Origin of the sequence: Pantoea sp. JZ2 (assembly GCF_035191405.1) — a bacterium.
GTDB lineage: Bacteria > Pseudomonadota > Gammaproteobacteria > Enterobacterales > Enterobacteriaceae > Pantoea > Pantoea stewartii.
Genome location: NZ_CP045248.1, coordinates 92281 through 118506, shown reverse-complemented (window position 1 = coordinate 118506; position 26226 = coordinate 92281). Strand labels below are relative to the sequence as shown.

Sequence of the window (26226 nt, the reverse complement as noted above, 5' to 3'; positions counted from 1 at the left end):
CATTAACCCGCTTACTCTTTTTTATCAGGACTGGCACAGGCTGCGTTTCCCGAGTGGGTTAAGGTCGGCCAGGGTAAAGCGATTCTTCCAGTCAGCTTCGTAATGCTCCGGTGGGAAATCCGCAGGGGAATGGCCTTGCTTCAGCGCATGCGCCACATGATGCGCATACGCGCGGTTTTTATCGCACAGCGGCGCAGCAGGAATATACATCACATTTCCCCAGCCTTGTTGGTTTTCGACCGGCGCGACCGCGTGAATAAGGTCACAATGCCACCAAACGGAATCGCCGGCGGTAATAGCCGGTACCGGGCATAAGCCCTTCATCAAATGGGGATGCCATTTTTCATTAACAGGCAGGACGCGGCCGGGTGCGACACCGCACAGTTCATCTTCCGGCACATCGGAGAGCAGTGGACGTAACAGAAGATAGGCCATTGCCATGGGGACGGGCACAATGTGAAGTAAACCCTGACCCGGGATCATATCGGACAGCGCGGTCCAGCCCTGGAAAGTGCGGAAGACAGAACATTTTGTGGTGTCCGGTACATCGTATTCATCGACGTCGCTGCGGTGAGCGGCATTCCAGGGATCGTAGCGATCAATATCCCCGTTAAAAACGGCGTGAAAGACGCGTTGATAAGCAGGCAACAGCCACCGTTCCAGCGCGCCTGAATCGGTATGCGCACCCAGTCCCTTTGACGTGGTGCCCGGTAGCCGTCGACGAATACGGTCTGGATAGAGGATATTCACGTCAGGATCAAACCATCGCTGCCCCTCCGATTCATAGGTCCATAACCGGTTCAGAAACGACTGTACCTGATGCATTTCCGGGCGTTGACGGGCCTGCATTTGAGCCTGAGACCAGTAAATGGGGTAAATTTCTGGACGGGATGCCTCAAGACTGCCGAAAAAATTGTCTCCTGGCCCGCGGTACTGTGCATCAAACTGGTTTTCATCCAGATAACGCAACATGTCGGCGTCCCAGGCCAGTGCCTGCTCACGGGGGAAATGCTGCCGGACGACGACACAGCCGCGCCGCTTGATACGCGCCCGCGTTTCCGGGGAAACCGTGCCTGAGGCTATCGCCTCGCCCGTGACGATGGGCCAGGCGCTCCCGGTTTGAGCCTCTTCCTGCCTCGCTTCGGCAATGGCCTCTTCTGTTTTCTGACAGACTTGCCGAAATACGCGCTCAACGTCGCCGATCTGCTTACGTGCGCGCTGCTTAAAGTTACGGATAGAGGCAGAGATGTCCTCAGGAAGTGGGGTGTAGTGAAGTCCTTCGCGCATAGATTAACCTCTTAACAGATGATGTTATTTCGAATGAAATTTATGTAACCTTCATTCGAAGGTGATGGTCATTATTAACAGAGCTTTAACTTTCAATCTGGGCGCGACGGCACAATTTGCCATAACAGGCGGAAATTCAGCGTTTGTAACTTTCAATAATCCTTACAGCGAGTAAGCTTAACCACACAGTTAGCCTGTTAAGGCCGGGAGCAAAGGGGGAGTAAAATGGCAGTAAGGATGATTGCAGTGGATATGGACGGTACCTTTCTTGATGAAAACAAGCAGTACAATGTCCAGCGCTTTTCACGCCAGTATGCTCTGCTCAAAGAAAAAGGTATTCATTTTGTGGTCGCCAGCGGCAATCAGTATTACCAGTTACAGCGATATTTTCCTGACATCAAAAATGAAATTGCCTTCGTGGCAGAAAACGGTGCGTGGGTGTCGCATGGCGATGAAGTGATATTTTGTGGCGAGCTGGCAAAAGAAAGGGTACACAGCGTACTCGATATTCTGTCCAGAGAACCGGATATCAGCGTCGTTGTTTGTGGCCGCAAAAGCGCTTATGTTCACGCGTCCATGCCGGATAGCGTGATCGGCATGCTAAAAAATCATTATTACCGACTCGAGAAGCGCGACAACCTTTACGATATTGATGACACTGTCTTTAAGTTCTCGCTCAATCTGGCGCACGAAGGGATTGAAAGCCTGATGACGCGTTTGCATACCCAATTGGGCGAAATCGATCACATCATGCATCCCGTTTCCAGCGGTTATGGCTTTATTGACCTGATTATTCCGGGTTGCCATAAAGCGCACGGTATCGCTTTGCTTCAGCAAAAATGGGGCATTAGCGATTGTGAAGTAGTGGCTGTCGGCGACAGCGCGAATGATATCGAGATGTTACGTCAGGCCTGCTTTAGTTTTGCAATGGCCAATGCGGGTGAGGCTGTCTCGGCTGTCGCGCGTTTTAAAACCGAGAGTAATACGGACGAGGGCGCGCTGAATGTGATTGCCCGCGTTCTGGCTCGTGAATTTCCATTCGACTGATTTCACTAATCAGACATCAACCAACCCAAATCACGTCTTACGGAAACCACAGGTGACGTTGTCACTTGTAGCGATGTTTTCAGAGGCTGCTCACTCATCGTGAGCAGCCTCCCTGACGAGCCTGAACGTAAGCTGAGCATCAACGAGGCATAATATAGTTACAACATACTTTAAGCGTTTTAGGTTATCCCTGGCATTAACCTATGTGCCTGTTTCGCCTGCCAGATGCAAAGGCTGGCCCGATGCATATCGGGCCATGGAAGGTTAGCGATCGGCTTTATTTTCATCAACACCGGAGGGATCGTTTTCAGCCTCTGACTGCCACGGTTTCAGGAGCTGAATATCCAAAATGACATAAACCATCGTACTGATAAACAGTGAAATGACGCTACCAAACACACCGCTGGTAGTGAAGGTAAGGTAGTTATAGATGATTAACCATGTGAGGCAAATGAACATCGCGAGCGCCAGCATGATGGATGAAAGCGAGTAGTTGCTGGTACCCGCGCCTTGCTGATGCGTCAGTTTAAATACATGACCAGTGGTATACCTTTCCAGAATCAAAAGTGTTCGTTGCCAGTTACGGCGTTGACGTGAACCCGCGCGCACAAGAAACAGGTAAAGCACAGAAATAAAAAAGCCGGAAAAGGCGATAAGCACCGGCACGGCTTCTAACGCGTATTCAATACTTTTGTGACTCGCCCCGGCGGGACTCAGGTCCAGCGTCAGTGATGCACCCAGCGCCGCATAGAGAAAAACGAACAGGGCCAGAAACGTGATCGTCCGTTTCCAGTCTGCCTCAGCCTCATGATTTTTTTGCTGTAGCGCGACAGTATAAGCGCGATCAATGTGTTCAGCGTGGGGAGAGTGCATCTCAATGACGTCAACGGGTTCGTCCAGAAGTGCGGTGATAAATGCTTTATGATCGTCAGGCAGGGGGATTTTCATTATCCAGATTCTCGTTGTTAATTTTCGCTTATTTTAGCTGTCCTGAGACGAAATGATACTCACGTTCCCGGTTAAAATGCGTTAAGAGGCAAGCAAATGCCTTTTATTCATCCGGCTTGTTGTACACTGCCGATGATCCCACGACGAGGAAAGCGACGATGAATGACAAGAAAATGATTTCCATCGATCAGTTCAGCGATGAAGAGCGACTTGCCGTCAATGAAGTGCTTCATCATTTGATTGAAAAATACCGCCAGCGTACGGGTAAAGAACCGGACGTCAAAAAAGAGAAAGCGCTTAACCTTGAAGCGCGTCAGCAGGTGATGGCGGATAAATTGCTTAAAGAAAAGTTAAAAGCAGAAAAGGAAAACAAAAAACCTGTCCGAAAAAAGAAACCCTCCTCACTGACTGCCAGTGAAGTCAACGATTTTAACTGGTCTGCGTCGGTCGCGAAGGGCCGCAGGAGATAGCGGCAATGTATTGCTAAATTGACAGCCTGATGCATGACAATGAGATGATGTTGCGCGTTAGGCTTAAACGTATTTTTTTAAATGCGGGCAGCTAACATTTTTTTCTCACCAGAAAAAATAATAAATAAAGCGGAAAGAATCTTAAAAAGTCATGCTGCCTGCTCTTTTTGTAGATAAACTGCGTTATATAGACTGCTAATTACGCCTTCGAATGACCTATTACTCACCCGATGATAATCATCTCAAAATGCGATCGACGCGATTTGTTCGTCGCATGTTCGCAATGCGCCAATTAGGGACGATTTTATGTGCCATGCCAATCGCTTCTGTATTAGTCGAACAGGGTCACGGCATCTCTATTTTTGCGTTACTGATCGGTAATGTCATCGTCTGGCCGTCTCTGGCCTATCGCCTTGCGGCTTCCGCGCGTGATTCAACCGCGAGGGAAAGAATAAATCTGACACTTGATGCGGCGTTTGGCGGTATCTGGGTCGCGTTGCTGGCGCTGAGTCCCATGCCGTGTTTTGTGATCATGGCAGTATTAATTTCCGACCGTTACGCAGCAGGCGGCTGGCCACAGCTCTTGTCCGCATTTCAGTCATTTCTTTTTGCCTTTCTTCTGGTCTGGACGCTTGAAGGTGCGCCGGTATCAATGACGTTCAGCCTCCGTACAGCCTGGTTGACATTACCGCTGGCGACCTTTTATATGCTGGCGTTAAGCGTTGTATCCCATAATCTGACGTATATGCTGCGTCAAAAAAATCGCGAACTTGAACGCATTGCATTAATGGATCCGGGTTTGCAAATTCCTAATCGACGTCTTTTTGAACGTCGACTCGAAAGCGAATTTCTTCGTACCCGCCGTGGAGACAGTAAAGCCTATCTGATTCTGATCGATGTTGACCATTTCAAACATGTTAACGATACCTATGGTCACGAAGCAGGGGATTTTCTTCTGGCGGAAATTTCAGGTTTATTACGTGACAGTGTGGGAATGAAAGACACACCGGCGCGGTTCGGTGGCGATGAGCTGGGCGTCATTGTCCGTGATGCTGATGACGCTGGCATCGTCAAACTCGCTGAGCATATTCAGTGGCGCATTACGCAGTTACGGTTGCCTGCTTCGCCCGATTTTACCTGTTCAGTCAGTATTGGTATTGCCTGTGCAGAAAAAGCCAGTTCGATACACGAATGGTTGCGCCGTGCCGATGAAGCGTTATATGACGTTAAACGCTCAGGACGTAATGGTTTAAAGTTATGGCAAGGTCTTTAAGCACAGGGCGCGATATCTTATACCGCAAAAATAAAGCCGCCTGTTAAGGGCGGCTTTATTGACTCAGATAGCGGGATAATCGCCCGTTCCCTCGGGCCAGGGCGTGAGCAGGTCAAAACCCGTGTCGGTAACGGCAACGGTATGCTCCCACTGTGCGGAGAGTGATCGATCCTTCGTGACTACCGTCCAGCCATCGGAAAGCACGCTGGTGCCCGCTTTTCCGGCATTGATCATCGGCTCGATAGTAAAAATCATACCTGCTTTCAAGGGCATCCCTTCACCGGGCGTACCGTAATGCAAAATTTGTGGGTCGGTATGATAAATCTCGCCGACGCCATGACCGCAATATTCTCTGACAACCGAAAAGCCGGCATTTTCAGCAATGCGCTGAATGGCTGCCCCTATATCGCCTAAGGTCGCGCCAGGACGGACAGTTTTAATACCGGCAACCAGCGACTGGTAAGTGATATCGACCAGGCGTTTGGCGCGCACGGACGGTGTGCCTACAAAATACATGCGGCTTGTGTCGCCATACCAGCCATCTTTGATAATGGCGACATCGATATTCACGATATCACCGTCTTTCAGTTTTTTTGCCGCAGGGATGCCGTGACAGACAACGTGGTTTACAGAGGTGCAGGTGGTTCGCGTATAACCGTGATAACCGATATTAGCCGGCGTCACGTTGAGTTCATTGACAATAAAATCGTGGCAAATATCGTCCAGCTCTTCCGTCGTAATGCCTGGACGAACGTGCGGTGTGATCATGGCCAGCACCTGTGCTGCAGCATGACCTGCCGCGCGAGCTTTTTCGATTTCTTCGGCGGAATGTATTTTCACTGTTCCCATTACACTTCTCCCTGTGGGGCCAGGTCACTCTTATGCAGCACCTGGCGAATATCAGCACCGCCGTTCATTTCTATACGAATGAGCGTTTGCGCCAGTTCATTTTGCGTTAACTGCGGATAGAGCTCGGCCAGCATGCCCAGTTTTAACCAGTGCTCAGCCTGCGAGTTGATCGAACGGCTCATTGCCTGACTGGCAATACGAAGATTCTCATGCATCACGTCGGATATTTTTACGATGCCCATACTCATCCTGTATATAAAATGTATGCGTTTTATATACAGGGTAATGCCTGCAGTGGAAATTGCAATGAAAATTCCTGGGCATCTGAAAATGTGTGAAATTTACGCGACTTTCGTCTGTATCTTTTATACCAATGCATATTTATATTTTAGTTATTTGGCGATTCAATACATTGCCAGGCAACCTGCAATCGGCGTGATACTCAGTTGGGCACCTGTAATTTTTGCGCCCCTGCCAGCAGTTGCTCCAGCACGTCAATACGATGCCGGTGTGGTGTTGTGATGGCAAAGAAGCGCTCCTGCAGTTCATCTGACTGGCCCACGGAGACAAGAATGCCGGCGCGTAGCTCATCCTGAACCACAACCTCGGGCAACACGGTGAGCCAGCCGCTGTCGCGGGCGATCAGACGCAGCATCGCCATGTCGTCCACCTCGGCTCGCAGTCTTGGCGTCACGCCGGCCTTAGAACATAAAGCATCAAATTGCGCACGCAGGGCATGGCGCGGGCCGGGCAGGGCAATCTCCACGCCATCCAGGTCTTCCGGGATGCGCAGGCTTTGTGACGCCCATTTGCTCGCGGGGCCGACGACGGAGATAGACTGGCTGCCCAGGAACACGCAGCGCAACGGACGATCGGGATCGGCAGGTACTGTCTCATTAGCCAGCACCACATCCAGCTTATGCTGCGTCAGCCTGACCAGCAGGCCCTCCAGTAATCCGGACTCCAGTGTCAGTACTATGGCAGGGTCGGTAAGCGCGGGCCGAATCCAGTTTTCCTGATAATTTCGCGACAGCGTTGCCACGCTGCCCACGCGTAACCGTGTAACACCGGCTGACGTGCCTTTTAACCGTCCCAACATCTCCTGGCTCAGACCAAAGATGTTGTCGGCATAGGCCATAACCAGCTGACCTGTGTCTGTCAGCATCAGACGGCGACCTTTACGGATTAACAAACTTTCTCCAAGTCGATCCTCCAGTTGCCGAATTTGCACCGAAACGGCCGATTGCGAGGTGGCCAACTCTTCGGCAGCCCGCGTCAGATGCCCAAGCCTGGCCACGCGCCAGAAATAATAAAGGTGATGAAAATTCAACTGGTTGAGGTTCATTATTCGTTTTTTAATATTGAAATGTGCAAATAAATATATTTTACAGAATAGTTCAGGTCAATGATCATACGGCTAATTAAGCGTATGAGGGAAATACAATGAATATCCTTGATGTTCTGCATCTGGTCTGTTTTTTGGCGCCAGCATTTCTAATGGCCGCATTAGCGGGACTGACGCGGTTTAGTTGGATTACCACGCCGATGCTTTGGCGTGTATTACAGGGAGTCTCGTTGAGTACCATTGCCTTAACCGGACTGTGTCTTGCCGCGGGCATCAGTGGTGCGCAATGGACGGGCGTAATAATGGCAACCTCTTTTGGCCTGGTTTTGGCTTTACTGGTGCAAGTGCTGGGTAAGGTTATCGCTTCATTTTCTGCGCGTTACCTTGAAGGGGAAGCCAACCAGCGAGGCTATATTGGCGCACTGGCCGTTGTGCTGTGCAGCGTGCATCTGCTCGTGATCGCCGATAACTGGCTGCTGCTCATCGCGGCCTGGGCCGCAGTCGGTGTGGCACTTCAGCACTTGCTTTGCTTTTATCCCGATCGGCCTTTTGCGCGGCTTGCGGCACACAAAAAGCACATTGCGGATCGCATGGCTGACGTGATGTTGCTTGGCGCTGCCGCGCTCGCCTGGTGGGATGTAGGTAGTTTCTCGCTGTCAGCTCTGGGGATGCATATCGCTCAGCATGGCATGTCCCTGTCCTTACAGGCGAGTGCCGTTCTGCTCGTAATGGCGGTCATCTTTCGTACGGCCTTGCTACCCGTGCATGGCTGGTTGATACAGGTGATGGAGGCGCCAACACCGGTATCCGCGCTCTTGCATGCTGGCGTCGTCAATCTGGGTGGCTTTGTGCTTATGCGCTTCGCTCCCATGTTAGATCAGGCAAACGCTGCGCGCATCCTGTTGCTGATTTTCGCGCTGGCGACCGCTGTGCTGGCAGGCATTGTCATGTTGACTCGCATCAGTATTAAAGTGCGGTTGGCCTGGTCAACCGTTGCGCAGATGGGCTTCATGCTGCTCGAATGCGCGCTTGGCCTTTATACGCTGGCGGCACTGCATCTGATTGGCCATTCACTCTATAAAGCCCATGCTTTCCTGTCGGCCTCGGAAGGTGTAAGAGACACTCGCCTGCAGGCTTTGCACCGGGCCGCTTTGCCCAGCACCCTTAGCGTGTTTTTTGCCCCCGTGCTGACAATTACCGCCGTGTTTCTGGTGCTGATGCTCTCAGGTCTTGCCGCCTGGCCCTGGTGGTGGAGTGTGGTGCTTGGTATGGCCTGGGCACCGTTACTGTGGTTACCCGAGGCTTCAGAGGGCGGGTCTGGAAAGTCGGCGCAGCTTCTTTTCGGGTGCGTCACGGTGATCTGTCTGACGACAGTTGCGCTGTCAGCACATGCGCTGCCGCTTGGCCTGCAGGATATGCCGGATGACAGTCTGGGTCTGATCGCGCTGGCAGGCATGGCGGCCCTGTATCTCTGTCAGGTGTTATTGCAAAAGCAGCCGCAACACCTGTCGCGCTTGCGTCAATGGAGTTATGCGGGTTTTTACCTTGACGAAGCCTTCACACGTCTGGCGCTGCGCTTATGGCCAGTTAACCTCACATCCCGGGTTTCTATGCACGTTGAACCTGAAGTGCCAACCGCGCCTGTTGCTGACAGGCTGAGCTGAACCATACGAATAAACTGGAGAGCCTACTGATGGATACCTTAGTCAATAACGAAAAAACCGGTTCGGCGAGCCTGACGCAATCGACACAAAACGCCTGTTCCCGGCATGCTGCAATTGAGCAGGCTTGCAGCCAGGCCTGCCAGGCGATTGCACCAACATGGCCGCTGGACCGCGCCATTGCTGTCAACCCTCACTGGTTGCGTATTGGCATGCCGGTACGCAGGGTGGCCGCCCGGATGGCGGTACTCGGCGGTATCCGGGTATTCCCATCGCGAGATCAGCAGTTCCTGGCCTGGCGCGAGGGCCGTATCAGCCTTGCCGATCTCAATCTGGCGCTACATCAGCTGCCCGAAGCACAAGCGACCGGTCTGACGGCTGAACAGTGCCTGGATGCGTTACAGGCAAGAACCTCACCAGTGCAATTGCCGCTGCTAATTGATGTGCTCGACAACGATCCTGATCGGCACCAGAGATTATCCTGGCGGCAGGCTATCACGCACCAGGTTGGTCAAACCTGCGCCGCCTACTTCGATGAAGATCAGGCGAACTGGCAACCTCAGCGGCAGGGCTTATATGCCTTCTGGCGGGATACGCTGGGGCACGATCAGGGTATCGGTTTGTTAATGGGGTTGCCCCATATCACAAATGCTATCAATGCCTTACCCGATAATGCTACCGATGCGGAGCGTTGGCTTATCGCACGTCTGGGCCTGCCTGAAGCTGTATGGGCGGATTATCTGGAATCGGTGCTGCTTACCGTGAATGGGTGGGCTTCCTGGTGTGCCTTTCTGAGCTGGCAGGCGGGACTGGCGGGGGGTAAGGACCCACACCTGCGCGAGTTGCTGACGATTCGCTTAGCCTGGGGCGTAATCCTGTTGGAATGCAAAGATGATGCAGCAACCCGGCACGCGCTTGCTTCGCTTCAGCACGCCTGGAAACAGGCTCACCAGGTGCTGGAGGCGGCGGAACAGGCGATGCTGGTTGAGGAAGTATGGCAACTGGCGCTGGAGATTGGCTATCAGCGTGAGTTGGCACATCGGCTGGCCTCGGCAAACGGTCATGGTACGGAACATCAGGCAATCGAAGCACAGGCTGCTTTCTGCATTGATGTGCGCAGTGAACCGTTGCGCCGTGCGCTTGAGACCGTGAGTGCTGGTATACAGACCATCGGTTTTGCAGGATTCTTTGGCCTTCCCGTTGCCTACACACCGCTGGGCACGCAAGCCCGCCGTCCCCAGTTACCCGGCTTACTTGCGCCTTCCCTGGAGGTCGCTGACCGTATCGTGGAGGCGGGTTCGCAATATAAAGCCGATGCGGCACTGCAAAGCCAGGCCAGTCGTTCGCGTCACGCCCGATTTGCCATGGCCGATCAATGGAATGCGATTAGCCGCTGGCCGGGGGCTGCCTTCTCGTTTGTGGAAGCGGTTGGACTGGGCTACTCGGTCAAGCTGGTAAACTGGTTACGCCCGGGCAATAAAGCACGTGCCAGAGATGATCTTGCTGGCTTACCTGCGCGGTTTCGGGAGACGTGCCGCCCACAACTGGTTGGGCTGGATACTGAGGCTAAAGTTAAGCTCGCTGCCGGGGTTCTTCATGCCATGGGCCTGGAACAGCATCTGGCACCTATAGTGCTCCTCGTTGGACATGGCAGCCAGTCAGCTAACAATGCCCACGCAGCGGCACTGGACTGTGGTGCCTGTTGTGGCCAGACCGGTGAAGTGAATGCACGCAGTCTGGCGCAATTGCTTAACGAACCACAGGTTCGCCAGGGGCTGCAAGCGCAAGGAACAGTGATTCCGGACTCTACGACGTTTGTGGCCGCCCTGCATAACACGACTACCGATGAAATCGAGTGGTTTGATCTCGATTTGTTGCCGCAAAGTGCGCGCGCCCGCTGTGAGCGATTGCAACCGATTTTTAATCAAGCCAGTGATCAGGTCCGCCGCGAGCGGGCACCCGCCCTTAAGCTGGACCCGCGTGCGCCCGAAGATGTGTTGCTCGGACAACTACGCCGTCGCGCTAATGACGGGGCACAAACCCGTCCCGAATGGGGTCTTTCGGGCAACGCAGCCTTTCTTATTGCCCCTCGTCACAGAAGTCGTGGCGTAGTCCTGGGCGGGCGCAGCTTTCTGCATGACTACGATGCGAGTCAGGATAGTGATGGCAGTCTACTGGAAGGCCTGATGACCGCACCCATGCTGGTCACGCACTGGATCAACTGGCAGTACCACGCGTCAACATGCGATCCGCAAAGGTTGGGGAGCGGCAATAAGGTGCTGCACAACGTAGTGGGGGGCCGCATCGGTGTCTTTGAGGGCAATGGCGGCGATCTGCGGATCGGTTTATCACGTCAGTCGCTCCATGACGGCGAGCACTGGATGCACGAGCCGTTGCGCCTGACCGTTGTTATCGACGCGCCGCAAAATGCCATTGACGCAGTGATTGGTAAGCATGAGGTTATCCGGAAACTGCTCGATAACGGCTGGCTCCATCTCTGGCGCTTTGAGGAGGCCGGTCTGGCACGCTATGCACAGGGTAACTGGCTCCCACTGAGTCTGGAGAGTCTATAAGAACGCCTGTGTACTAAGGCCTTCGCTGAAAAAATGAAGCGACTGTCTGCCAGACCAAAAAATTTACAGTGTAACTAACAGGTGATTTTTTTATTCTGTACAAAGGGGCAACTGTCCCTTTGTACAGGCATAAAAATCGTTTCAACCATTTTCAGGATAACGCGAGCAGGCCAGTTAACGGCCTGCATTTTTTTGCCGGTAAGCTGACGTTCAGCATGACGTGGCGATCAATCCTGGGTGGCATACGAAATTGAATGGGTGTTTTAAAGAGTGATGTCTGGCTAACAGACTGAAAAATAGGGCTTTATCGATGTCATTCAGGCAGCAGAATTAACGAATGTCGTCAGGGTAAACAGGCGAGTCGTCCACATGCAGCACGGCCATAGCCGTCACCTTCAGCCTTTGTCTCGCGGTGGCGAAACCGGAAATCGTATTGACAGAGAGCAGCGGTAATTCATCACGCAACGTTTTTAATAATGTCGACATGCCAGTACGGAATTTTAGTACGCCATCGGGCGGTCTGTAGGCCATAATACGCATTCGGACATTTATTGCAGTGAATGCTTATTTTGCCGATATCATAAGAAGATAGTACAACCCTTGTAACACAGCGCGATGCAACGCATGTCAAACTCATCTCCGGGAACAACGTAATGCGATCACTAATTATCATGGGCCTGGTGTGGGTTCTTGCTGCATGTTCTAACTCTGTGGGACACAATTTCGATACGGCGACTATTCAGAAGATTAAACCCGGTCAGACGACACGCGCGGAGCTCATTCGTATGTTTGGACCGCCTGATACAGAATCACCTTATCCCAACGGGCAGCAGGTCATGATGTGGAAATACAGTCAGGCCAGAGCCCTGGATACATCGGCGGGAAAGACGCTTACTGTGCAAACTCAAAACGGACGAGTTTTTAACTATACGTTTAGCAAGAGCTGAAGCGGCTGGTGTTACGCGCAATTGTTTCATTTTCAATGTAAGAGTGCAGTGCCGCTGTATCAAATGCATTCTGACCACATGGTCAACCCGAGAGTGCCTTGTTATCGTTAATCTCTCCTGTATCCCGAGGCAGGTATTGCAGAGATCTTGCTGGCGGTGCGCCTCATAATTTATGGCAGGGGGCGCACTCATGAAGCGGTAGCACGACGATCAGAACCCCGTAATTTATCTGCGCCTCCTGATATTAGTGAAACTGTCTCACTTGCTATTACAGCGCCTGTTCATCTGAACGTGCGTAGAGGTTTCCTGCCCGGATCTCCGTACAGCGAATAGCTGTCGAAGACACAAAACGCATCGTGGAATTTTTGACCGCATACTTTGCAGTTAGCTGACGTATCCCATTCATCGTCTTTATCTTCTGAAATAGCGCTATTGTGGAAATAATCCATCATTTATCGCGTTGTTCTCTGCGGGTTTAATAACCAATCCATTCAAAAAGAATAAGAGTCTTTTCCTTAATGAATTTCTTAAAAAGCGTACAGCGCTACCATTGTGACTCCAGACTTAACAGGTCTGGAGTCACAGGCTGTTGGAAGGTAGAATCTGGCCGACAGTTTTACGATCAGGAGAGGCAGTGGCAGAAATTTTGACAGAAATGACATCGCCGCATGTGGGCCGTCACGTTATGTGTTGGCTCAATCAGATCAGACATGCTTCCTTGTCTGATCTGGATAATTTTGGCGACGAAGGAACAGTGGAGCAGGTTATCCGCGTGTGGGTAAAACTGTCGTTGCTTGTCACCCGACGTCGTCCCGAAATTGCCATATCATCATTACTCAGGCATGTGTTGCCGAATATTGGCACTTTACCGCTAAAAAACCTGACGCGTTTACGATTAAACAGGCTCTATAACGTCCTGATTTCTGAAGGTAAAAAAGAGGAAGCCCGGCGCGTTTTTGCTCTGACTAAACAGTTTTTGTCCTGGGCCGAAATGCAGGGTTACCTGGCGCATTCGCCCGTGGCTTCACTGAGGAAACGTGATATTGCGGGCCGTGCGTCACCTCCACGAAGCCGGCAACTGTCAGACGCGGAGATTTGGGTTTTCTGGCATGGTCTGGATAACTGGTCGTTGTCAGAACAGGTACGCTGGGCCTTACGCCTGTGTCTGGTCAGTGCCCGTCGGCCTGACGAAGTGGTTCAGGCGCGGAAATCAGAATTTAATCTGCAATCCGGATTATGGAAGCAGGGAACACGTAACAAGTCCCAGCGCGAACATACTTTACCCATTTCAGCGTTAATGCGCCGTTGTATTGAGGCCTTAATTGCCGCCAGCGATCCGGCTTCTCCCTGGCTCGTACCTGCGCCGCGTGATGTCATGCAGCCGCTTTCGAAAGGTGCGCTGAATCAGGCACTACGCCGGATGTTGCGTGCGCCTCGGGGATTAGGGCTGGAACCTTTCACGCCGCGTGATTTACGTCGAACGGCACGTTCGAAACTCGCCGCGCTGGACACGCCAAACGATGTGGCAAGAAAAATTATGAATCATGCATTAGAGGGAATCGATCGGGTTTACGATACGCATGATTATGTTGTGCAAATGCGGACTGCGCTGGAGCGGTATTCAGAAACGGTTGAGCGTATTACTGAAAGCGACAGCTACCATCATCTCCCTCATCGGTATGAGAATGAGACGCTACAATTAGCCAGTTCATCAATAATGATGATGAGCAGATAATCTCTTAAAACAATGTTTCCAATAAAATGCGCGGTATCGAAATCAATACCGCGCATTTTGTCAGATCAGGAAATCGTCAAGCGAACCGCCAGCGTCCAGCGCCTTTTTAATTGGCGATGGTGTACGGCCCTGGCCTGTCCACGATTTAGTTTCACCGTTTTCATCGGTATAGCGATATTTAGCAGGGCGAGGTGCGCGCTTAGCTTTTGTTTTTGTCTCTGTGGGCAAATCAACCAGTTCAGAAATATCAATGCCGTCATTCATCAGCATTTCTTTATACTTAGCTAACTTATCTGCTTTCTCGCGCAGCATAGCTTGCTCAGCTTCTTCTTCTTCACGGCGTTCAGCGACAACGACAGAAAGCTTTTCGAGCATTTCATTTAACACATCAAGCTCAATTTCCCGGGCTTGTGCGCGTAGAATACGAAGGTTATTTAATGCTTTGAGCGCATCCATTGGTTAATCCTTAAATTACAGCGAATATTTAAACAGGGTCATTCTACGAAAAATAATCAAGGAAAGAAATATCTCTTCTGTCTGAAATGTACAAATTTGTTACCGCTTAGGATTATTACGGCATTTTAAACGCATTAAACATACATAAAATTTAAATGCCAGACGCATTGTCAGCGCCTTTTTCGTTGAGGTCCAGGTGATAAACGGTAGCATATTACGGTGACGTATTGAAAATAACGCCCATTTATTTACTTAAAAAAGCAATAAAAATCAGTGTGTAATGCATTACCTCCTTACCAGTTACAGGGATATTACGGCATAATAAAGTCGCTTCATTCCAGCGCAGGTAAATGATAACGTCAGGTTAATAATTCCCCATGATAAATTGTCCTAATCTTCATTCTGCTCCAAAATGGTTGTGTCTTAATCGCCGGATAATGCGTTAACCGTCTTGTTCATTCCTGTTCACGGGATTAGTTTTTGTGAAGCCAGACGATTACTGAAGTCTGCAACTTTTCTTACAGGACAAATCCTTCTTTTAACACGGTTAGTCAGCGCAATATAGATCGCTATGATGGATAACATTGTGGGTACGCGCGCCTGTCTGTCTTAAGGTTTAATCACACATTTCGTGCTGTAAAGCAGAGCTATAAGCGGAGCGTTGACAAGTGACGGCAAGAATAAAAACGGGTAGCTAATATCATCCTGATGGCCTCTCTCCGTCACTGTACTTAAAGCCAGTCGGGAGGTTATCGTCGCTATAAGAATTTATCAGATCAACAACATTTATATGGCTGCGGACGTGATGCCGTTTGCTTATGAAAACACAACGTATTGCTGCCATTAGATTCTTGCACTTTTCGCTAAGGCGGATATTGTCATCTTTTCCGCTATGGGATGCTTTTCATTCCACGTCTGAAAAGTGAGTCGCTCTGTCTGACAGAATAACGTGCAGGGGCTTTCTGGAACCATTCAAAACCGCTTTTCACAAAAACATGCGTAGTGCGGCGTCTTTATCATTTTCCTCAGGATGAATTTTGAAATGCCGGAAGGGTGAACAGTCGGTGTGAAGGGCGGCACGGGTCTGCACATGCCGTACATTAGCAATAAAAGATATAAACGTTCATCGCTGCCGTTTGCAAAACAGCTTTGCCACCGATAAATACACAGGTCCTTGTCAGGTCGTCACGTCCGACTTTCTTCCCGATTCTTTTATACAGCCTCGCCAGAGCACTCTCTGCCAGTGAAAGACAGGTTCAGCCCCTGACGAGTGATGCGGCTTTGACGAACGGAACAGAGAGCGCAGGATAAACGGCTTATGCTATGCGTAATATTTTCGATTCATCTGTCAGGCACTGGATGGAAAATAAAACGTTAGTGACTTGATACTGTCAGTACTATGATGACGCCTGCATCAGTCTGGCTGGCGAACAGAGCCCCTGAAAGAACTTCGCGGCCGGTTTCTCTGTGGCTTACGGTATTTCCGCGCTTTGGAAAGGTGCAAAAACGCAGACGATGCGCAAAAGATTGTGTGTCTTTAAATAGCCAATGCAGCGGGTGCTTATTAAACGGAGCGGTGTTTTACATCATGCCTTATTCGGACTTATTCACGTCCTGCGTTGTTCTGTTTTATCCGCTCTACTCTGTAACCCCGCGTTTTGCGCAAATGTTCACGCCAGAAAGGCGCGAATTTGCGCTACACTCACCAGCGATAACCTCTTGTTCTGTCTTAATGATAAATTTGACTGAGGCAGCGTAATCAACGTGGAAGAAGCATGAAAATCAGATTCCTTTCGGCCAATGAGCAAAAACTGGCGGAGGTCCGCGGAATACTGGAACCTGTGGGCGTGGACGTCGTACCCATCGCGCGTCGCATTGAAGAAATTCAAACGGAAAATGAACTGGATTTAGTGCGAGATAAACTGACGAAGGCCTTCTCTATTATCGGACGTCCGCTTTTTGTTGAGCACACCGGGCTGTATCTGGATGGCCTGAATGGTTTGCCTGCGGGGCTGACGCGTATTTTCTGGAATCGCCTCGGTGCCGATCGCTTTGCATCGCTGGTACAGGGCCTCGACAGTCAGGGTGTAACCGCCAAAACCGTACTGGGTTATTGCGACGGACGCAAAATGTACCAGTTTTTCGGCGAATTGCGCGGCACTATTGCACCTGAACCTGCCGGTCCCCATGGATTCCAGTGGGACTGTATCTTTATTCCCGAAGGATACGATCAAACCTTCGCTGAGATGGGCGAGAAGAAAAACGAAATTTCCAACCGTCGCATTGCGCTGGATCGTTTTGCTGCCTTTTTAAAAACTGCACGAGGCGTGGCATGAAACCTGAGCTCAAACGCGCATACGATTCCGGCAAGCTCATTCTGTTTGCCGGAGCCGGTCTTTCCCGTAATCTCGGCCTGCCTGAATGGCATGAGCTTATCGCTCATCTGGCTAATGAACTGGGGTACGATCCGAAAATTTTTAATACTTACGGTACGCACCTCTCTCTGGCTGAGTACTACAAGCAGAAAAAAGGTTCGTTAGGACCGTTACGAAGCTGGATGGATCGCGAATGGCACCGGCCTGATATTGATGTCCGCAGCTCTGAAATTCATACCATGATCACTCAGGGCAACTTTTCACGCATCTATACCACGAATTACGATCGGTGGCTGGAAGCCGCGCATGAGGCCCATGGCGTGCCTTATTCAAAAGTGGCGAATGCAGCCGATCTGGTTTCACTCACCGAAGATAAACGTCATATCATCAAACTTCATGGCGACTTTGATGACGATACTTCTATCGTACTGGATGAAAGCAGCTACTTTGAACGCCTCTATTTTGATTCGCCGTTAGATATCAAGCTGACCCATGATGTCATGGGCAATTCGGTTTTGTTTGTTGGCTACAGCATCAGTGATTTTAATATTCGTCTGCTCTTCTATCGGCTGACAAAAATGTGGGGGCGCACAGGCCTGGCAACCGCCCGACCCAAATCTTACCTTTTTACCAATCGCAATAACCCGGTGGCAAAAGAAGTATTGGGGCAATGGGGAATCGAAATGATCGTGTCGGAAGAGGACGATCCCCGTAAAGCGCTGGCTGAGTTTATGGAAGAATTACTGGCCTGATGCACACCGAATGGCGTAAGCAGGGCAGGTTTAACCGTTGTGTCTTTTCTTCACTGGAAAACGTCGCCGACTGTGTTATACTGTATAAATAAACAGTATATGAGGGCAATAAAATGGCTGTCGAAACCAAATTTGTAGTAGTCAGAAAGGGTGAAGAGAAGATGACATTTGCCAATAAGAAAGAGGCCGATGCCTACGATAAAATGCTGGATATGGCAGAGGCGTTCACCGACTGGTTACTGGCACACCAGGCCGATATGGATGAATCGCAGGCTGAAACCTTAGGGTTGTTGCTGGCAGAGCAAAAAGACGCGGTACAGCATATTCTTCGCACCAGCAAATTACCTGGCACGGCGCAAAATGTGTCAGAAACAGCTGACGCGACTGCGCAAAGTGAGAAAAAAGTCCGCGCCGTTAAAGCGGCCTGATGGTTCATTCCTGGCAGTTCATTACCTGTGAACTGCCCGGCTGTTATCCCGCACAACGCTCTCTCCATAACGCTTCGCGCGCATTGACTGGTTTGCGCCGTGCTTGCCTGCATTACGATCAGCCAGTCAAATGTGTGATGGCAAAAGCGTAGTGATGGAGATATCTGGCAAGCCAGCCAAAACAAAGCGCAGAGCTGTGAAGCCAGCCAGTATGATTCCACATGAATAAGTCCGGTTTTTCATCCCGCCAAAAAAGAGGGCACAAACTGACATATTTTTTCCGCCCGTTTATTGTTTCAGGTCAAAATCATCGCGATAAGTTACCAAAATTTCACTTTCCCGCCCGGTGTTCAGACGACATCGTGACGATCGCCACGCGTTGTGGGATGAGAAATGACTAAAAAAGTGACGCTGTTATCGCTGATATTGCGAGCCTGATGTTTTGCGCCGGGGGGAATTTCAATTCCCTGTTGCGTCTGCAGATGATGCACCACACCTTCCACCTCAAGGCTGAGCTGGCCTTCCAGCACAAAAAAGAACTGCCGCGATCGCACATGATAATGCCGTATTTCATGTGTTGCAGGCGGCATCTGCTCATAAATAATGCTCAGATCGTGTCTTTTAAGCAGATGCCAACCCTCACACTGCTCACCCCAGAAATAATGTTCTGCGTTCTCTTTCGAAATCATGCGCTTTCCCCCTGATGATGAACGTTGTGATTAAGGTCTGACTTGAGTCATGAGAATTAAAGTTCGTTTATTGAGCGCCGATAGATCCTTAAGGAACATAAAAGCGTCTGTCTGGCAGGGAAGTCAATTAAGCCGATCGATTTCAGGGGAATCCGCATGACTTCTCAACCCGCAAAAAAAACACTGACCACCCGCACCCAGATGCTGCTTGCCGGTGGCCTGACTATTACGCTTGGTTTTACCGTCACTATTGGCGTCCTGAGCTGGCAATCGGCAAAAGAGCAAAAAAACTTAGCGGAAAATTATCTTCAACAGATTGCACAAAGTCGCGGCCTGCAGATTCAGCAAGAGCTGAGTTACGCGCGCGATATGGCACACAGCCTTGGCCAAAGCCTGATTGCCTTACCAAAAGCGGGCGTTAATGACCGGAAAATTGCCGACAAAATTATGGAGTATTCTCTCAGGGCCAACCCTGACTATCTCTCTATGTCCGTGATTTTTGAACCTGACGCGTTTGACGGTCGCGATGCGGAGTTTGTTGGTCAGAAAGGACAGCCACCTCAGGGCCGCTATGCCTGGTTTGTTGACCGCGATCAGTCCGGCAACTATGCCATGCATCCGCTGCTCTCTTATTTGACGCCTGGCCAGGGGGATTATTATCTGGTCCCTCAACAGTCGCGTAAAGATACCCTGATAGAGCCCTACAGCTACCCGTACAACGGCGTGCCAACCTTACTGACCTCTGTTGCCTCACCCATTATCGATCAAGGCAAGCTCATGGCGGTGGTCACATCGGATATTTCGCTTGCGTCATTACAGCAAAAAGTGAACCAGATAAAACCCTGGCAGGATACGGGTTATGCGCTGTTGCTTTCGAACAGTGGTAAAGTGGTATCGTCACCTGTCAAAAATGACGCCGGTAAGGAATGGAAAGGCGACAAAGACAATTTTACCCGTCAGATCCTCGAACATGATGATCCGGTGTTGGGTGAAAGAGCCATGTACACCTGGTATCCGGTGGTGATAGGCAACAGCGATAAGCCCTGGTATGTGGGAATTGTCGCCCCTGTCAGCCAGGTCATGGCCGCCGCGAACCGCCAGCTCTATTGGGCTATCGGTTTAATGCTTGTGAGCATCCTGCTGGTAGGTGCCGTACTGGGGTTATTGTTTAATCGCAAAGTAATGCGCCCGCTTGGTGGCGAACCCGCAGAAGCAGCCCGCATTGCGCTGGCCGTTGCGGAAGGCAAACTCAGCAATGACATTAAGGTCGCGCACGGTGACAACGCCAGCCTGTTTTACGCCCTGCACACCATGCAAAGCCAGTTGCAATCCATTGTGGGCCAGATTAAAGATGCCAGCGCGTCTGTCAGAGAGGGGGCCAGTGAGATAGCCAGCGGCAACCTGGATTTAGCCTCGCGCACCGAACAACAAGCGGCAGCACTGGAAGAGACAGCAGCCAGCATGGAACAAATCAGCGCCACGGTTCGCCTGAACGCGGATAACGCCCAGCAGGCTACGCACCTGACCGGAAATGCGACAACCATTGCCAGTCGGGGCGAAAACCTGGTGGGCCAGGTGGTACAGACCATGTCGCAAATTGATGACAGCTCAAAGAAAATTGGCGATATCACGACCATGATCAACAGCATTGCCTTCCAGACCAATATCCTGGCGCTCAACGCAGCCGTTGAGGCGGCCAGGGCGGGCGAGCAAGGGCGCGGATTTGCGGTAGTGGCCTCTGAGGTCAGAAACCTGGCGCAACGCAGTGCCGGTGCGGTCAAAGACATTGCCGCGCTTATTGAGGAGTCCAGTGCCCGGGTACAAAGCGGCGTCACGCTGGTCAATGAGGCAGGCAAAACGATGCATGAAATGACCCAGGCTGTCTCCTCTGTACAAAGTATCATCAACGAAATCGTTGCCGCGTCAGATGAACAGGCGCGAGGAATTAGTCAGGTGACGATTGCGGTAAATGAAATGGACGGAACAACGCAGCAAAACGCGGCTTTGGTGCAACAAATGTCGGCGGCAGCCAGTTCGCTTGAAGATCAGGCGCAACAGCTGGCCCAGACGGTGCAGCAATTCCGTTAAGCGAAAGCCGCTGAATAAAAACAACCCGCGCACATCGCGGGTTGTTTTTTTACTGGCTTAGCCCGGATAGATACCGCGATCTTTACGGGCCATCAGAATACGCTCACAGGCAACGATATAGGCTGCGGTGCGCAGAGAGCAGTCTTTCTCTTTGGCTTTTTCCCAAACGTGAATCATGGCTTCAGTCATGATTTTATCAGACCGTTTATTAATCTCGTCTTCACTCCAGAAGAAACTGGCCATATCCTGCACCCATTCGAAGTAACTGACCGTCACACCGCCGGCGTTACAGATAACGTCTGGGACCACAATCACGCCACGGTTTGCCAGCACATCGTCAGCATCGGGATAGGTAGGACCGTTGGCACCTTCAAGTACCAGTTTACAGCTCAGGGTCTCAGCGCGTTCACGGGTAATCTGACCCTCAAGGGCTGCCGGAATGAGAATATCCATTTCCGTGTGCCAGAAGGCCTCTTTATCAATGACTTGTGCGCCTTTGAAGCCAGCAATCTGTTTGTTTTCGGCCTGCCATTGCGTCAGTGCATCCATATCAATACCGTCGGCATTGAACAGGGTAGCGGTATGATCCTGAATCACCACGACGCGTGCGCCAGCCTGGCTGAACAGACGTGCCGCTTCACTGCCAACGTTACCGAAGCCCTGAACGGCGACGCGCGCACCTTCAATCTCAATACCGGCACGGCGCGCCACTTCGCGACCTGTAACAAATACGCCGCGACCGGTGGCTTTTTCGCGACCCAGCGATCCACCCAGGTGAATAGGTTTACCTGTCACGACGCCCGTCACGGTGGTGCCCAGATTCATGGAGTAGGTATCCATCATCCAGGCCATAACTTTACCGTTGGTACCGACATCGGGTGCCGGAATGTCTTTTTGTGGACCGATGATGATACCAATTTCGCTGGTATAGCGGCGGGTTAAACGCTCAAGCTCACCTTCAGACAATTTGAAGGGATCTACACGAATCCCGCCTTTAGCACCACCATAAGGCAGGTTCACAGCGGCACATTTGATGGTCATCCAGGCGGAGAGTGCCATGACTTCATTCAGGTCAACATCCGGATGATAGCGGATTCCGCCTTTGCCGGGGCCGCGTGACAGATTATGTTGAACACGGTAACCCTCGAAATGACGAATCGTACCGTCATCCATTTGCAAAGGAATATCAACGATTAAGGCACGTTTAGGATGACGTAACGTATCGATCCAGCGAGAGAGATCGCCCAAATAAGGGGCAACGCGATCGATTTGTTGAAGGTAGGTAGACCAGGCGGATGTACTACTGTCAGACGCGTAAGATAACTTATCCATACAAAACCTTTCTTATCGACGTTATTTATTGTGTTGAGCCGTGGAAACAACACGCTTTTCAGCGCATGTATAATTTATCACTGCCAGAAAAAATATGATGTCGGCCCGGCACGCATTATCGCTATGCTATTTCGATTAACGCTGAATAAGAGTGAATAATAGTGCAGATAAACCGGGTAAAATCCCCGCGCTGGTTGCATAAGAAATGCATAAAAGATGCATAAACTAAAAAATCAGCCATTTATCAGTTCTTTGAGAAGGTTCAAAAAGTTAATTAAATGTTAGAAATGGCATTGACTTTTTTGCACCAACGTGGTGCATTAATTCAGCTAATGCGAATGAAAATTTCATTTATGTGAAAACACAAAGGCAACATGAAATAGCCCCGGTGACGCATCAGGGGGATATATTCGCAGCGCTTATTTCCCCTTTTCATACTGCATCTTTTATTTTTCCCGCTTCGTTTCTGCCACCGAAAGGAGTGATCGCTGAGTGTTTAACGCGCAGGAATGAGTGCTAATAAATGGTTCACGGCCTTGGAGGCATTATTACGCCGCCAGGCAAAAGCGACATCCGTAAAGAGCGTATTCTCTGCAATGTCACGAAAGCAAATGTGGGGATTCTGTACGCAAATCATGGATTCAGGGATCAGCGCAATCCCGCAGCCCGCGCCGACCATCCCCAGCGAAGAGCTGATTTGCGGGGCCTGCTGGAAAGAGGAAGATGAAAAACCTGCCCGTAAACAGGCACTGACAATGAGTTCATACAAACTGGGCGAAACTTCACGTGGAAAAATAATCAACGTTTCGTCTGCCAACTCACTTAGCGCAATGGCCGTTTTATGTTTCAGATGATGGTCGGCAGGCAGTGCCAACACCATCCGCTCGGTCGAAATAACCCGCAAATTAAATGACCGACTGCTTTCACAGGGTAAACGAATAAACGCCGCGTCCAGTAGTCCTTCCTGAAGATCCTGTATCAGTAAAGACATGTTTTCTTCGCGGGTCATTAATTCCAGTGCAGGATAGCGGGCTTTAAAGTGCCGAATGATTTCGAACACACGAGGATTAAAAGCCACCGAACTCGCAAAACCTAATGACATTTTTCCGCTCATCCCACGGGCAACGCCTCTGGCTTTCTCTAGGGCATAATCGGCCAGCTGAACAATTTCAATCGCGTCTGTCAGAAAAGTCTTTCCAGCCTCTGTCAGTTCCACACCACGTGTCAGCCGCTTCAACAGCGGGGTACCAATTTCATGCTCCAGGCGCTGAATTTGTTGACTCAGCGGCGGCTGCGAAATGCCCAGTAGTTCAGCCGCTCGGGTGAAGTGTTGAGTCTGTGCGACCGCAACAAAATAACGTAGATGGCGCAGTTCCATATTAAAAACGTCTCAAAGTTAACAGGTTTTGCTATTGGATTCTGTCGGCAAACGGGACCACCATAATGTTAACACGGCTTAACAGTTAACCCATGAGGCATCCAATGAGCAATTTTGTAACTGATTGTTCCTGCGAGGATCAACTTAAAGATACGGTGAACAAACTGCAAAAAAATATGCCAGAAAGTGTTATGTATCAAACCTCTTTGATGAGTGCACTTCTGAGCGGTGTTTACGAAGGTGAAACCCGAATTGCAGATTTACTGCGTAAAGGCGACTTTGGCCTGGGCACGTTCAACCAGCTCGACGGAGAATTGATTGCATTCGACAGCAATGTTTATCAGTTACGGGCGGATGGCAGCGCCCGTCCTGCACATCCTGAGCAGAAAACGCCCTTTGCGGTTATGACCTTCTTTCAGCCTCAGCATAAACACACTTTCGAACGTGCTGTTCCACGGCATGAGCTGCACCAGTTAATTGACAGTGAAATCACCTCGGACAATCAGTTCTGTGCCTTACGTGTCAGCGGCCACTTTTCATCGGTACAAACCCGTACCGTCCCGTGTCAGTGCCGCCCATACCGCTCGATGCCAGAAGTGCTCGGCAATCAGCCCATCTTCGAATTTTCTCATCGCAGCGGTGAGCTTATCGGGTTCCGTACGCCACAGTACATGCAGGGCATTAACGTCGCCGGGTACCACGAACATTTTATCACCGACGACAGAACCGGAGGCGGTCACATTCTCGACTACGTGCTTGAAGAGGGCTCGCTGACCTTTGGCGCCATCAGCAAGCTGGTCATCGACCTGCCGGAAAACAGTGATTTCCTGCACGCCAATTTGACGCCCGAAAACCTGGATGACGCTATCCGTTCTGTCGAAAGCTAATAACGAGGCCTGAATATGAAAACCCTCTCAGATACAACCCTCTGGACCTGCGGCGCCGATCTGGTTGTCGCGCAACTGGAAGCACAGGGCGTCAGCCATGTGTTTGGTATTCCGGGTGCAAAAATCGATAAAGTCTTTGATTCATTGCTGGATTCGTCTGTTCATACCATTCCCGTGCGGCATGAAGCCAATGCTGCGTTTATGGCCGCTGCGGTGGGCAGACTGACCGGAAAAGCAGGGGTGGCGCTGGTCACCTCCGGTCCTGGTTGCTCCAATCTGGTGACCGGTATGGCGACCGCGACCAGCGAAGGCGATCCGGTTGTGGCGCTGGGGGGCGCCGTCAAACGCTCTGACAGCGCCAAGCAGGTCCACCAAAGCCTGGATACCGTCTCTATGTTCCGCCCGGTTACAAAATATGCGGTAGAGGTGACCGATCCCTCCGCCCTGGCTGAATGCGTGTCAAATGCCTTTCGCCATGCGGAGCATGGTCGCGGAGGCGGTGCGTTTGTCAGCCTGCCACAGGATATTGTCGACCAGCCGGTGACGGGCAAAGTCCTGGCCAGCAAAGGCGGTATCACCCTGGGGGCGGCACCCGACGTCATGATTGATGCGGTCAGTCGTGAAATAGCCAAAGCAAAAAATCCGGTGATTCTGCTTGGCCTGATGGCAAGCCAGCCTGAGAACAGCGAGGCCATTCACGATCTGTTAAACCGCAGCCATATCCCTGTTACCAGCACCTATCAGGCAGCAGGCGCGATACGTCAGGAGCACTTTTCCCGTTTTGCTGGCCGCGTGGGTCTTTTCAATAACCAGGCCGGTGACAAACTACTCCAGCAGGCGGATCTGATTATCACGATTGGCTACAGCCCGGTTGAGTACGAACCGGCGATGTGGAATACCGGTAATGCGACGTTAATTCATATTGATGTCGTCCCGGCGGAAACCGACAACCGCTATTTACCTGATGCTGAGTTAGTGGGGAATATCGCGGCAACGGTGGGCAAGCTGGCGACGCGGATAACCTCACCCTTACAACTTAGCCAGCAGGCTGCCAGCATACTGGACGATCGCCAACAACAGCGACAGTTACTGGCGCTTCAGGGGGCCAGTCTGAATCAGTTTGCACTTCATCCCCTGCGTATTGTCCGGGCGATGCAGGACATCATCAACAGTGACGTCAGTCTTACCGTGGACATGGGCAGTTTTCATATCTGGATTGCCCGCTACCTCTACAGCTTCCGTGCGCGTCAAATCATGATTTCTAACGGACAACAAACCATGGGCGTTGCGCTGCCCTGGGCTATCGGTGCCTGGCTTGTCGATCCATCACGTAAAGTGGTGTCGGTATCAGGGGATGGCGGTTTTCTCCAATCCAGTATGGAGCTGGAAACGGCGGTCAGGCTCAACGCCAATATCCTGCACATTATCTGGGTTGACAATGCCTACAACATGGTGGCGATGCAGGAAGAGAAAAAATATCAACGTGTGTCCGGTGTCAATTTTGGGCCCATTGATTTTAAAGCCTATGCCGAGGCGTTTGGCGCCGCGGGGTTTGCGGTGACCAGCGCAGCTGAACTTGAGCCGACACTGCGTAAAGCAATGGATGTGCAGGGGCCGGCGGTTGTAGCTGTACCGGTGGATTATGCGGATAACCCCCTTTTGATGGGACAACTCCATCTGAGTCAGCTTCTTTAATCACGAAGGAA

General features: G+C 51.0%; 22 protein-coding genes. 12 read left to right on the top strand and 10 right to left on the bottom strand.

All coding sequences use genetic code 11. The features are described from left to right. Nucleotides 1-24: 24 nt before the first annotated feature. Complete coding sequence (locus tag GC087_RS23035; protein WP_324030737.1) at nt 25-1287, bottom strand: DUF1479 domain-containing protein; 1263 nt, start codon at nt 1285-1287, stop codon at nt 25-27. A 225-nt stretch (nt 1288-1512) separates the two neighbouring features. Here GC087_RS23035 and GC087_RS23030 point away from each other — a divergent pair, with 225 nt between their 5' ends. Then, on the top strand, nt 1513-2334 hold the full coding sequence (locus tag GC087_RS23030) for a Cof-type HAD-IIB family hydrolase (protein WP_277284326.1): 822 nt from the start codon (nt 1513-1515) through the stop codon (nt 2332-2334). A 264-nt stretch (nt 2335-2598) separates the two neighbouring features. Here GC087_RS23030 and GC087_RS23025 read toward each other — a convergent pair whose 3' ends face one another. Beyond that, the gene (locus tag GC087_RS23025) at nt 2599-3282 is read right to left on the bottom strand and encodes a RipA family octameric membrane protein (RefSeq protein WP_006121996.1); all 684 of its coding nucleotides are present in this window, start codon (nt 3280-3282) and stop codon (nt 2599-2601) included. 158 nt (nt 3283-3440) lie between these two features. Between GC087_RS23025 and GC087_RS23020 the strand changes: the two genes are divergently transcribed. Together GC087_RS23020 and GC087_RS23015 are read left to right on the top strand one after the other, a co-directional pair. Then, nucleotides 3441-3752 carry a hypothetical protein gene (locus GC087_RS23020; protein ID WP_033742384.1) on the top strand — a complete coding sequence of 104 codons (312 nt, stop codon included), beginning with the start codon at nt 3441-3443 and terminating at the stop codon, nt 3750-3752. Nucleotides 3753-3963: 211 nt separating this feature from the next. Continuing rightward, entirely contained in the window at nt 3964-5025 is a 1062-nt protein-coding gene (locus GC087_RS23015) for a diguanylate cyclase (RefSeq protein ID WP_324030736.1), read from the top strand. 63 nt (nt 5026-5088) lie between these two features. Here GC087_RS23015 and map read toward each other — a convergent pair whose 3' ends face one another. The 3 genes from map to GC087_RS23000 all read right to left on the bottom strand — a co-directional run bounded on the left by map (nt 5089) and on the right by GC087_RS23000 (nt 7219). Next, nucleotides 5089-5874, bottom strand: a complete 786-nt coding sequence (gene map, locus GC087_RS23010) for a type I methionyl aminopeptidase (protein ID WP_006121994.1) — start codon at nt 5872-5874, stop codon at nt 5089-5091. After that, nucleotides 5874-6116 carry a ParD-like family protein gene (locus GC087_RS23005; protein ID WP_039339494.1) on the bottom strand — a complete coding sequence of 81 codons (243 nt, stop codon included), beginning with the start codon at nt 6114-6116 and terminating at the stop codon, nt 5874-5876. Before GC087_RS23005 ends, map begins: the two co-directional genes overlap by 1 nt. A gap of 200 nt (nt 6117-6316) precedes the next feature. Then, nucleotides 6317-7219 carry a LysR family transcriptional regulator gene (locus GC087_RS23000; protein ID WP_006121992.1) on the bottom strand — a complete coding sequence of 301 codons (903 nt, stop codon included), beginning with the start codon at nt 7217-7219 and terminating at the stop codon, nt 6317-6319. 98 nt (nt 7220-7317) lie between these two features. On the opposite strand from GC087_RS23000, the gene GC087_RS22995 reads away from it, so the two are divergent. Then, nucleotides 7318-8883: an NADH-quinone oxidoreductase subunit L gene (locus GC087_RS22995; protein ID WP_324030735.1), complete on the top strand. Its 1566-nt coding sequence runs from the start codon at nt 7318-7320 to the stop codon at nt 8881-8883. Between the two features lie 29 nt (nt 8884-8912). Continuing rightward, on the top strand, nt 8913-11453 hold the full coding sequence (locus tag GC087_RS22990; RefSeq protein ID WP_324030734.1) for a YbcC family protein: 2541 nt from the start codon (nt 8913-8915) through the stop codon (nt 11451-11453). Nucleotides 11454-11783: 330 nt separating this feature from the next. On the opposite strand, the gene GC087_RS22985 is transcribed toward GC087_RS22990, so the two are convergent. Next, the gene (locus GC087_RS22985; protein WP_141119408.1) at nt 11784-11984 is read right to left on the bottom strand and encodes a hypothetical protein; all 201 of its coding nucleotides are present in this window, start codon (nt 11982-11984) and stop codon (nt 11784-11786) included. A gap of 1071 nt (nt 11985-13055) precedes the next feature. Here GC087_RS22985 and GC087_RS22980 point away from each other — a divergent pair. Then, nucleotides 13056-14135 (top strand): tyrosine-type recombinase/integrase, encoded by a 1080-nt coding sequence (locus GC087_RS22980; protein ID WP_039339626.1) that lies wholly within the window; start codon nt 13056-13058, stop codon nt 14133-14135. Nucleotides 14136-14195: 60 nt separating this feature from the next. On the opposite strand, the gene GC087_RS22975 is transcribed toward GC087_RS22980, so the two are convergent. Continuing rightward, nucleotides 14196-14591: an H-NS family histone-like protein gene (locus GC087_RS22975; protein WP_006121986.1), complete on the bottom strand. Its 396-nt coding sequence runs from the start codon at nt 14589-14591 to the stop codon at nt 14196-14198. A 1775-nt stretch (nt 14592-16366) separates the two neighbouring features. Between GC087_RS22975 and GC087_RS22970 the strand changes: the two genes are divergently transcribed. From GC087_RS22970 to GC087_RS22960, 3 genes are all read left to right on the top strand, one after another. Beyond that, the gene (locus tag GC087_RS22970; RefSeq protein WP_033742402.1) at nt 16367-16927 is read left to right on the top strand and encodes a non-canonical purine NTP pyrophosphatase; all 561 of its coding nucleotides are present in this window, start codon (nt 16367-16369) and stop codon (nt 16925-16927) included. After that, nucleotides 16924-17718 carry an SIR2 family protein gene (locus tag GC087_RS22965; RefSeq protein ID WP_033742404.1) on the top strand — a complete coding sequence of 265 codons (795 nt, stop codon included), beginning with the start codon at nt 16924-16926 and terminating at the stop codon, nt 17716-17718. The genes GC087_RS22970 and GC087_RS22965 overlap by 4 nt, the downstream gene beginning before the upstream one ends. A 113-nt stretch (nt 17719-17831) precedes the next feature. After that, complete coding sequence (locus GC087_RS22960; RefSeq protein ID WP_006121982.1) at nt 17832-18146, top strand: YebG family protein; 315 nt, start codon at nt 17832-17834, stop codon at nt 18144-18146. Nucleotides 18147-18496: 350 nt separating this feature from the next. Here GC087_RS22960 and GC087_RS22955 read toward each other — a convergent pair whose 3' ends face one another. Next, nucleotides 18497-18835 (bottom strand): cupin domain-containing protein, encoded by a 339-nt coding sequence (locus GC087_RS22955; RefSeq protein ID WP_058702524.1) that lies wholly within the window; start codon nt 18833-18835, stop codon nt 18497-18499. A 156-nt stretch (nt 18836-18991) separates the two neighbouring features. Here GC087_RS22955 and GC087_RS22950 point away from each other — a divergent pair, with 156 nt between their 5' ends. After that, the gene (locus GC087_RS22950; protein WP_324030733.1) at nt 18992-20923 is read left to right on the top strand and encodes a methyl-accepting chemotaxis protein; all 1932 of its coding nucleotides are present in this window, start codon (nt 18992-18994) and stop codon (nt 20921-20923) included. Between the two features lie 57 nt (nt 20924-20980). Here GC087_RS22950 and GC087_RS22945 read toward each other — a convergent pair whose 3' ends face one another. Together GC087_RS22945 and GC087_RS22940 are read right to left on the bottom strand one after the other, a co-directional pair. Beyond that, the gene (locus GC087_RS22945; RefSeq protein ID WP_033742410.1) at nt 20981-22255 is read right to left on the bottom strand and encodes a Glu/Leu/Phe/Val family dehydrogenase; all 1275 of its coding nucleotides are present in this window, start codon (nt 22253-22255) and stop codon (nt 20981-20983) included. Between the two features lie 496 nt (nt 22256-22751). Then, the gene (locus GC087_RS22940; protein WP_033742412.1) at nt 22752-23633 is read right to left on the bottom strand and encodes a LysR family transcriptional regulator; all 882 of its coding nucleotides are present in this window, start codon (nt 23631-23633) and stop codon (nt 22752-22754) included. A gap of 104 nt (nt 23634-23737) precedes the next feature. Here GC087_RS22940 and budA point away from each other — a divergent pair, with 104 nt between their 5' ends. Beyond that, nucleotides 23738-24520: an acetolactate decarboxylase gene (gene budA / locus GC087_RS22935; protein WP_058708889.1), complete on the top strand. Its 783-nt coding sequence runs from the start codon at nt 23738-23740 to the stop codon at nt 24518-24520. A 15-nt stretch (nt 24521-24535) separates the two neighbouring features. Beyond that, the gene (gene alsS, locus GC087_RS22930) at nt 24536-26215 is read left to right on the top strand and encodes an acetolactate synthase AlsS (protein ID WP_054687844.1); all 1680 of its coding nucleotides are present in this window, start codon (nt 24536-24538) and stop codon (nt 26213-26215) included. Nucleotides 26216-26226 lie beyond the last annotated feature (11 nt).

Coding starts and splice junctions, on each gene's coding strand:
- GC087_RS23035 (WP_324030737.1), bottom strand. CDS start 1,287: ATGCGCGAAGGACTTCACTACACCCCACTTCCTGAGGACATCTCTGCC.
- GC087_RS23030 (WP_277284326.1), top strand. CDS start 1,513: ATGGCAGTAAGGATGATTGCAGTGGATATGGACGGTACCTTTCTTGAT.
- GC087_RS23025 (WP_006121996.1), bottom strand. CDS start 3,282: ATGAAAATCCCCCTGCCTGACGATCATAAAGCATTTATCACCGCACTT.
- GC087_RS23020 (WP_033742384.1), top strand. CDS start 3,441: ATGAATGACAAGAAAATGATTTCCATCGATCAGTTCAGCGATGAAGAG.
- GC087_RS23015 (WP_324030736.1), top strand. CDS start 3,964: ATGACCTATTACTCACCCGATGATAATCATCTCAAAATGCGATCGACG.
- map (WP_006121994.1), bottom strand. CDS start 5,874: ATGGGAACAGTGAAAATACATTCCGCCGAAGAAATCGAAAAAGCTCGC.
- GC087_RS23005 (WP_039339494.1), bottom strand. CDS start 6,116: ATGGGCATCGTAAAAATATCCGACGTGATGCATGAGAATCTTCGTATT.
- GC087_RS23000 (WP_006121992.1), bottom strand. CDS start 7,219: ATGAACCTCAACCAGTTGAATTTTCATCACCTTTATTATTTCTGGCGC.
- GC087_RS22995 (WP_324030735.1), top strand. CDS start 7,318: ATGAATATCCTTGATGTTCTGCATCTGGTCTGTTTTTTGGCGCCAGCA.
- GC087_RS22990 (WP_324030734.1), top strand. CDS start 8,913: ATGGATACCTTAGTCAATAACGAAAAAACCGGTTCGGCGAGCCTGACG.
- GC087_RS22985 (WP_141119408.1), bottom strand. CDS start 11,984: ATGGCCTACAGACCGCCCGATGGCGTACTAAAATTCCGTACTGGCATG.
- GC087_RS22980 (WP_039339626.1), top strand. CDS start 13,056: ATGACATCGCCGCATGTGGGCCGTCACGTTATGTGTTGGCTCAATCAG.
- GC087_RS22975 (WP_006121986.1), bottom strand. CDS start 14,591: ATGGATGCGCTCAAAGCATTAAATAACCTTCGTATTCTACGCGCACAA.
- GC087_RS22970 (WP_033742402.1), top strand. CDS start 16,367: ATGAAAATCAGATTCCTTTCGGCCAATGAGCAAAAACTGGCGGAGGTC.
- GC087_RS22965 (WP_033742404.1), top strand. CDS start 16,924: ATGAAACCTGAGCTCAAACGCGCATACGATTCCGGCAAGCTCATTCTG.
- GC087_RS22960 (WP_006121982.1), top strand. CDS start 17,832: ATGGCTGTCGAAACCAAATTTGTAGTAGTCAGAAAGGGTGAAGAGAAG.
- GC087_RS22955 (WP_058702524.1), bottom strand. CDS start 18,835: ATGATTTCGAAAGAGAACGCAGAACATTATTTCTGGGGTGAGCAGTGT.
- GC087_RS22950 (WP_324030733.1), top strand. CDS start 18,992: ATGACTTCTCAACCCGCAAAAAAAACACTGACCACCCGCACCCAGATG.
- GC087_RS22945 (WP_033742410.1), bottom strand. CDS start 22,255: ATGGATAAGTTATCTTACGCGTCTGACAGTAGTACATCCGCCTGGTCT.
- GC087_RS22940 (WP_033742412.1), bottom strand. CDS start 23,633: ATGGAACTGCGCCATCTACGTTATTTTGTTGCGGTCGCACAGACTCAA.
- budA (WP_058708889.1), top strand. CDS start 23,738: ATGAGCAATTTTGTAACTGATTGTTCCTGCGAGGATCAACTTAAAGAT.
- alsS (WP_054687844.1), top strand. CDS start 24,536: ATGAAAACCCTCTCAGATACAACCCTCTGGACCTGCGGCGCCGATCTG.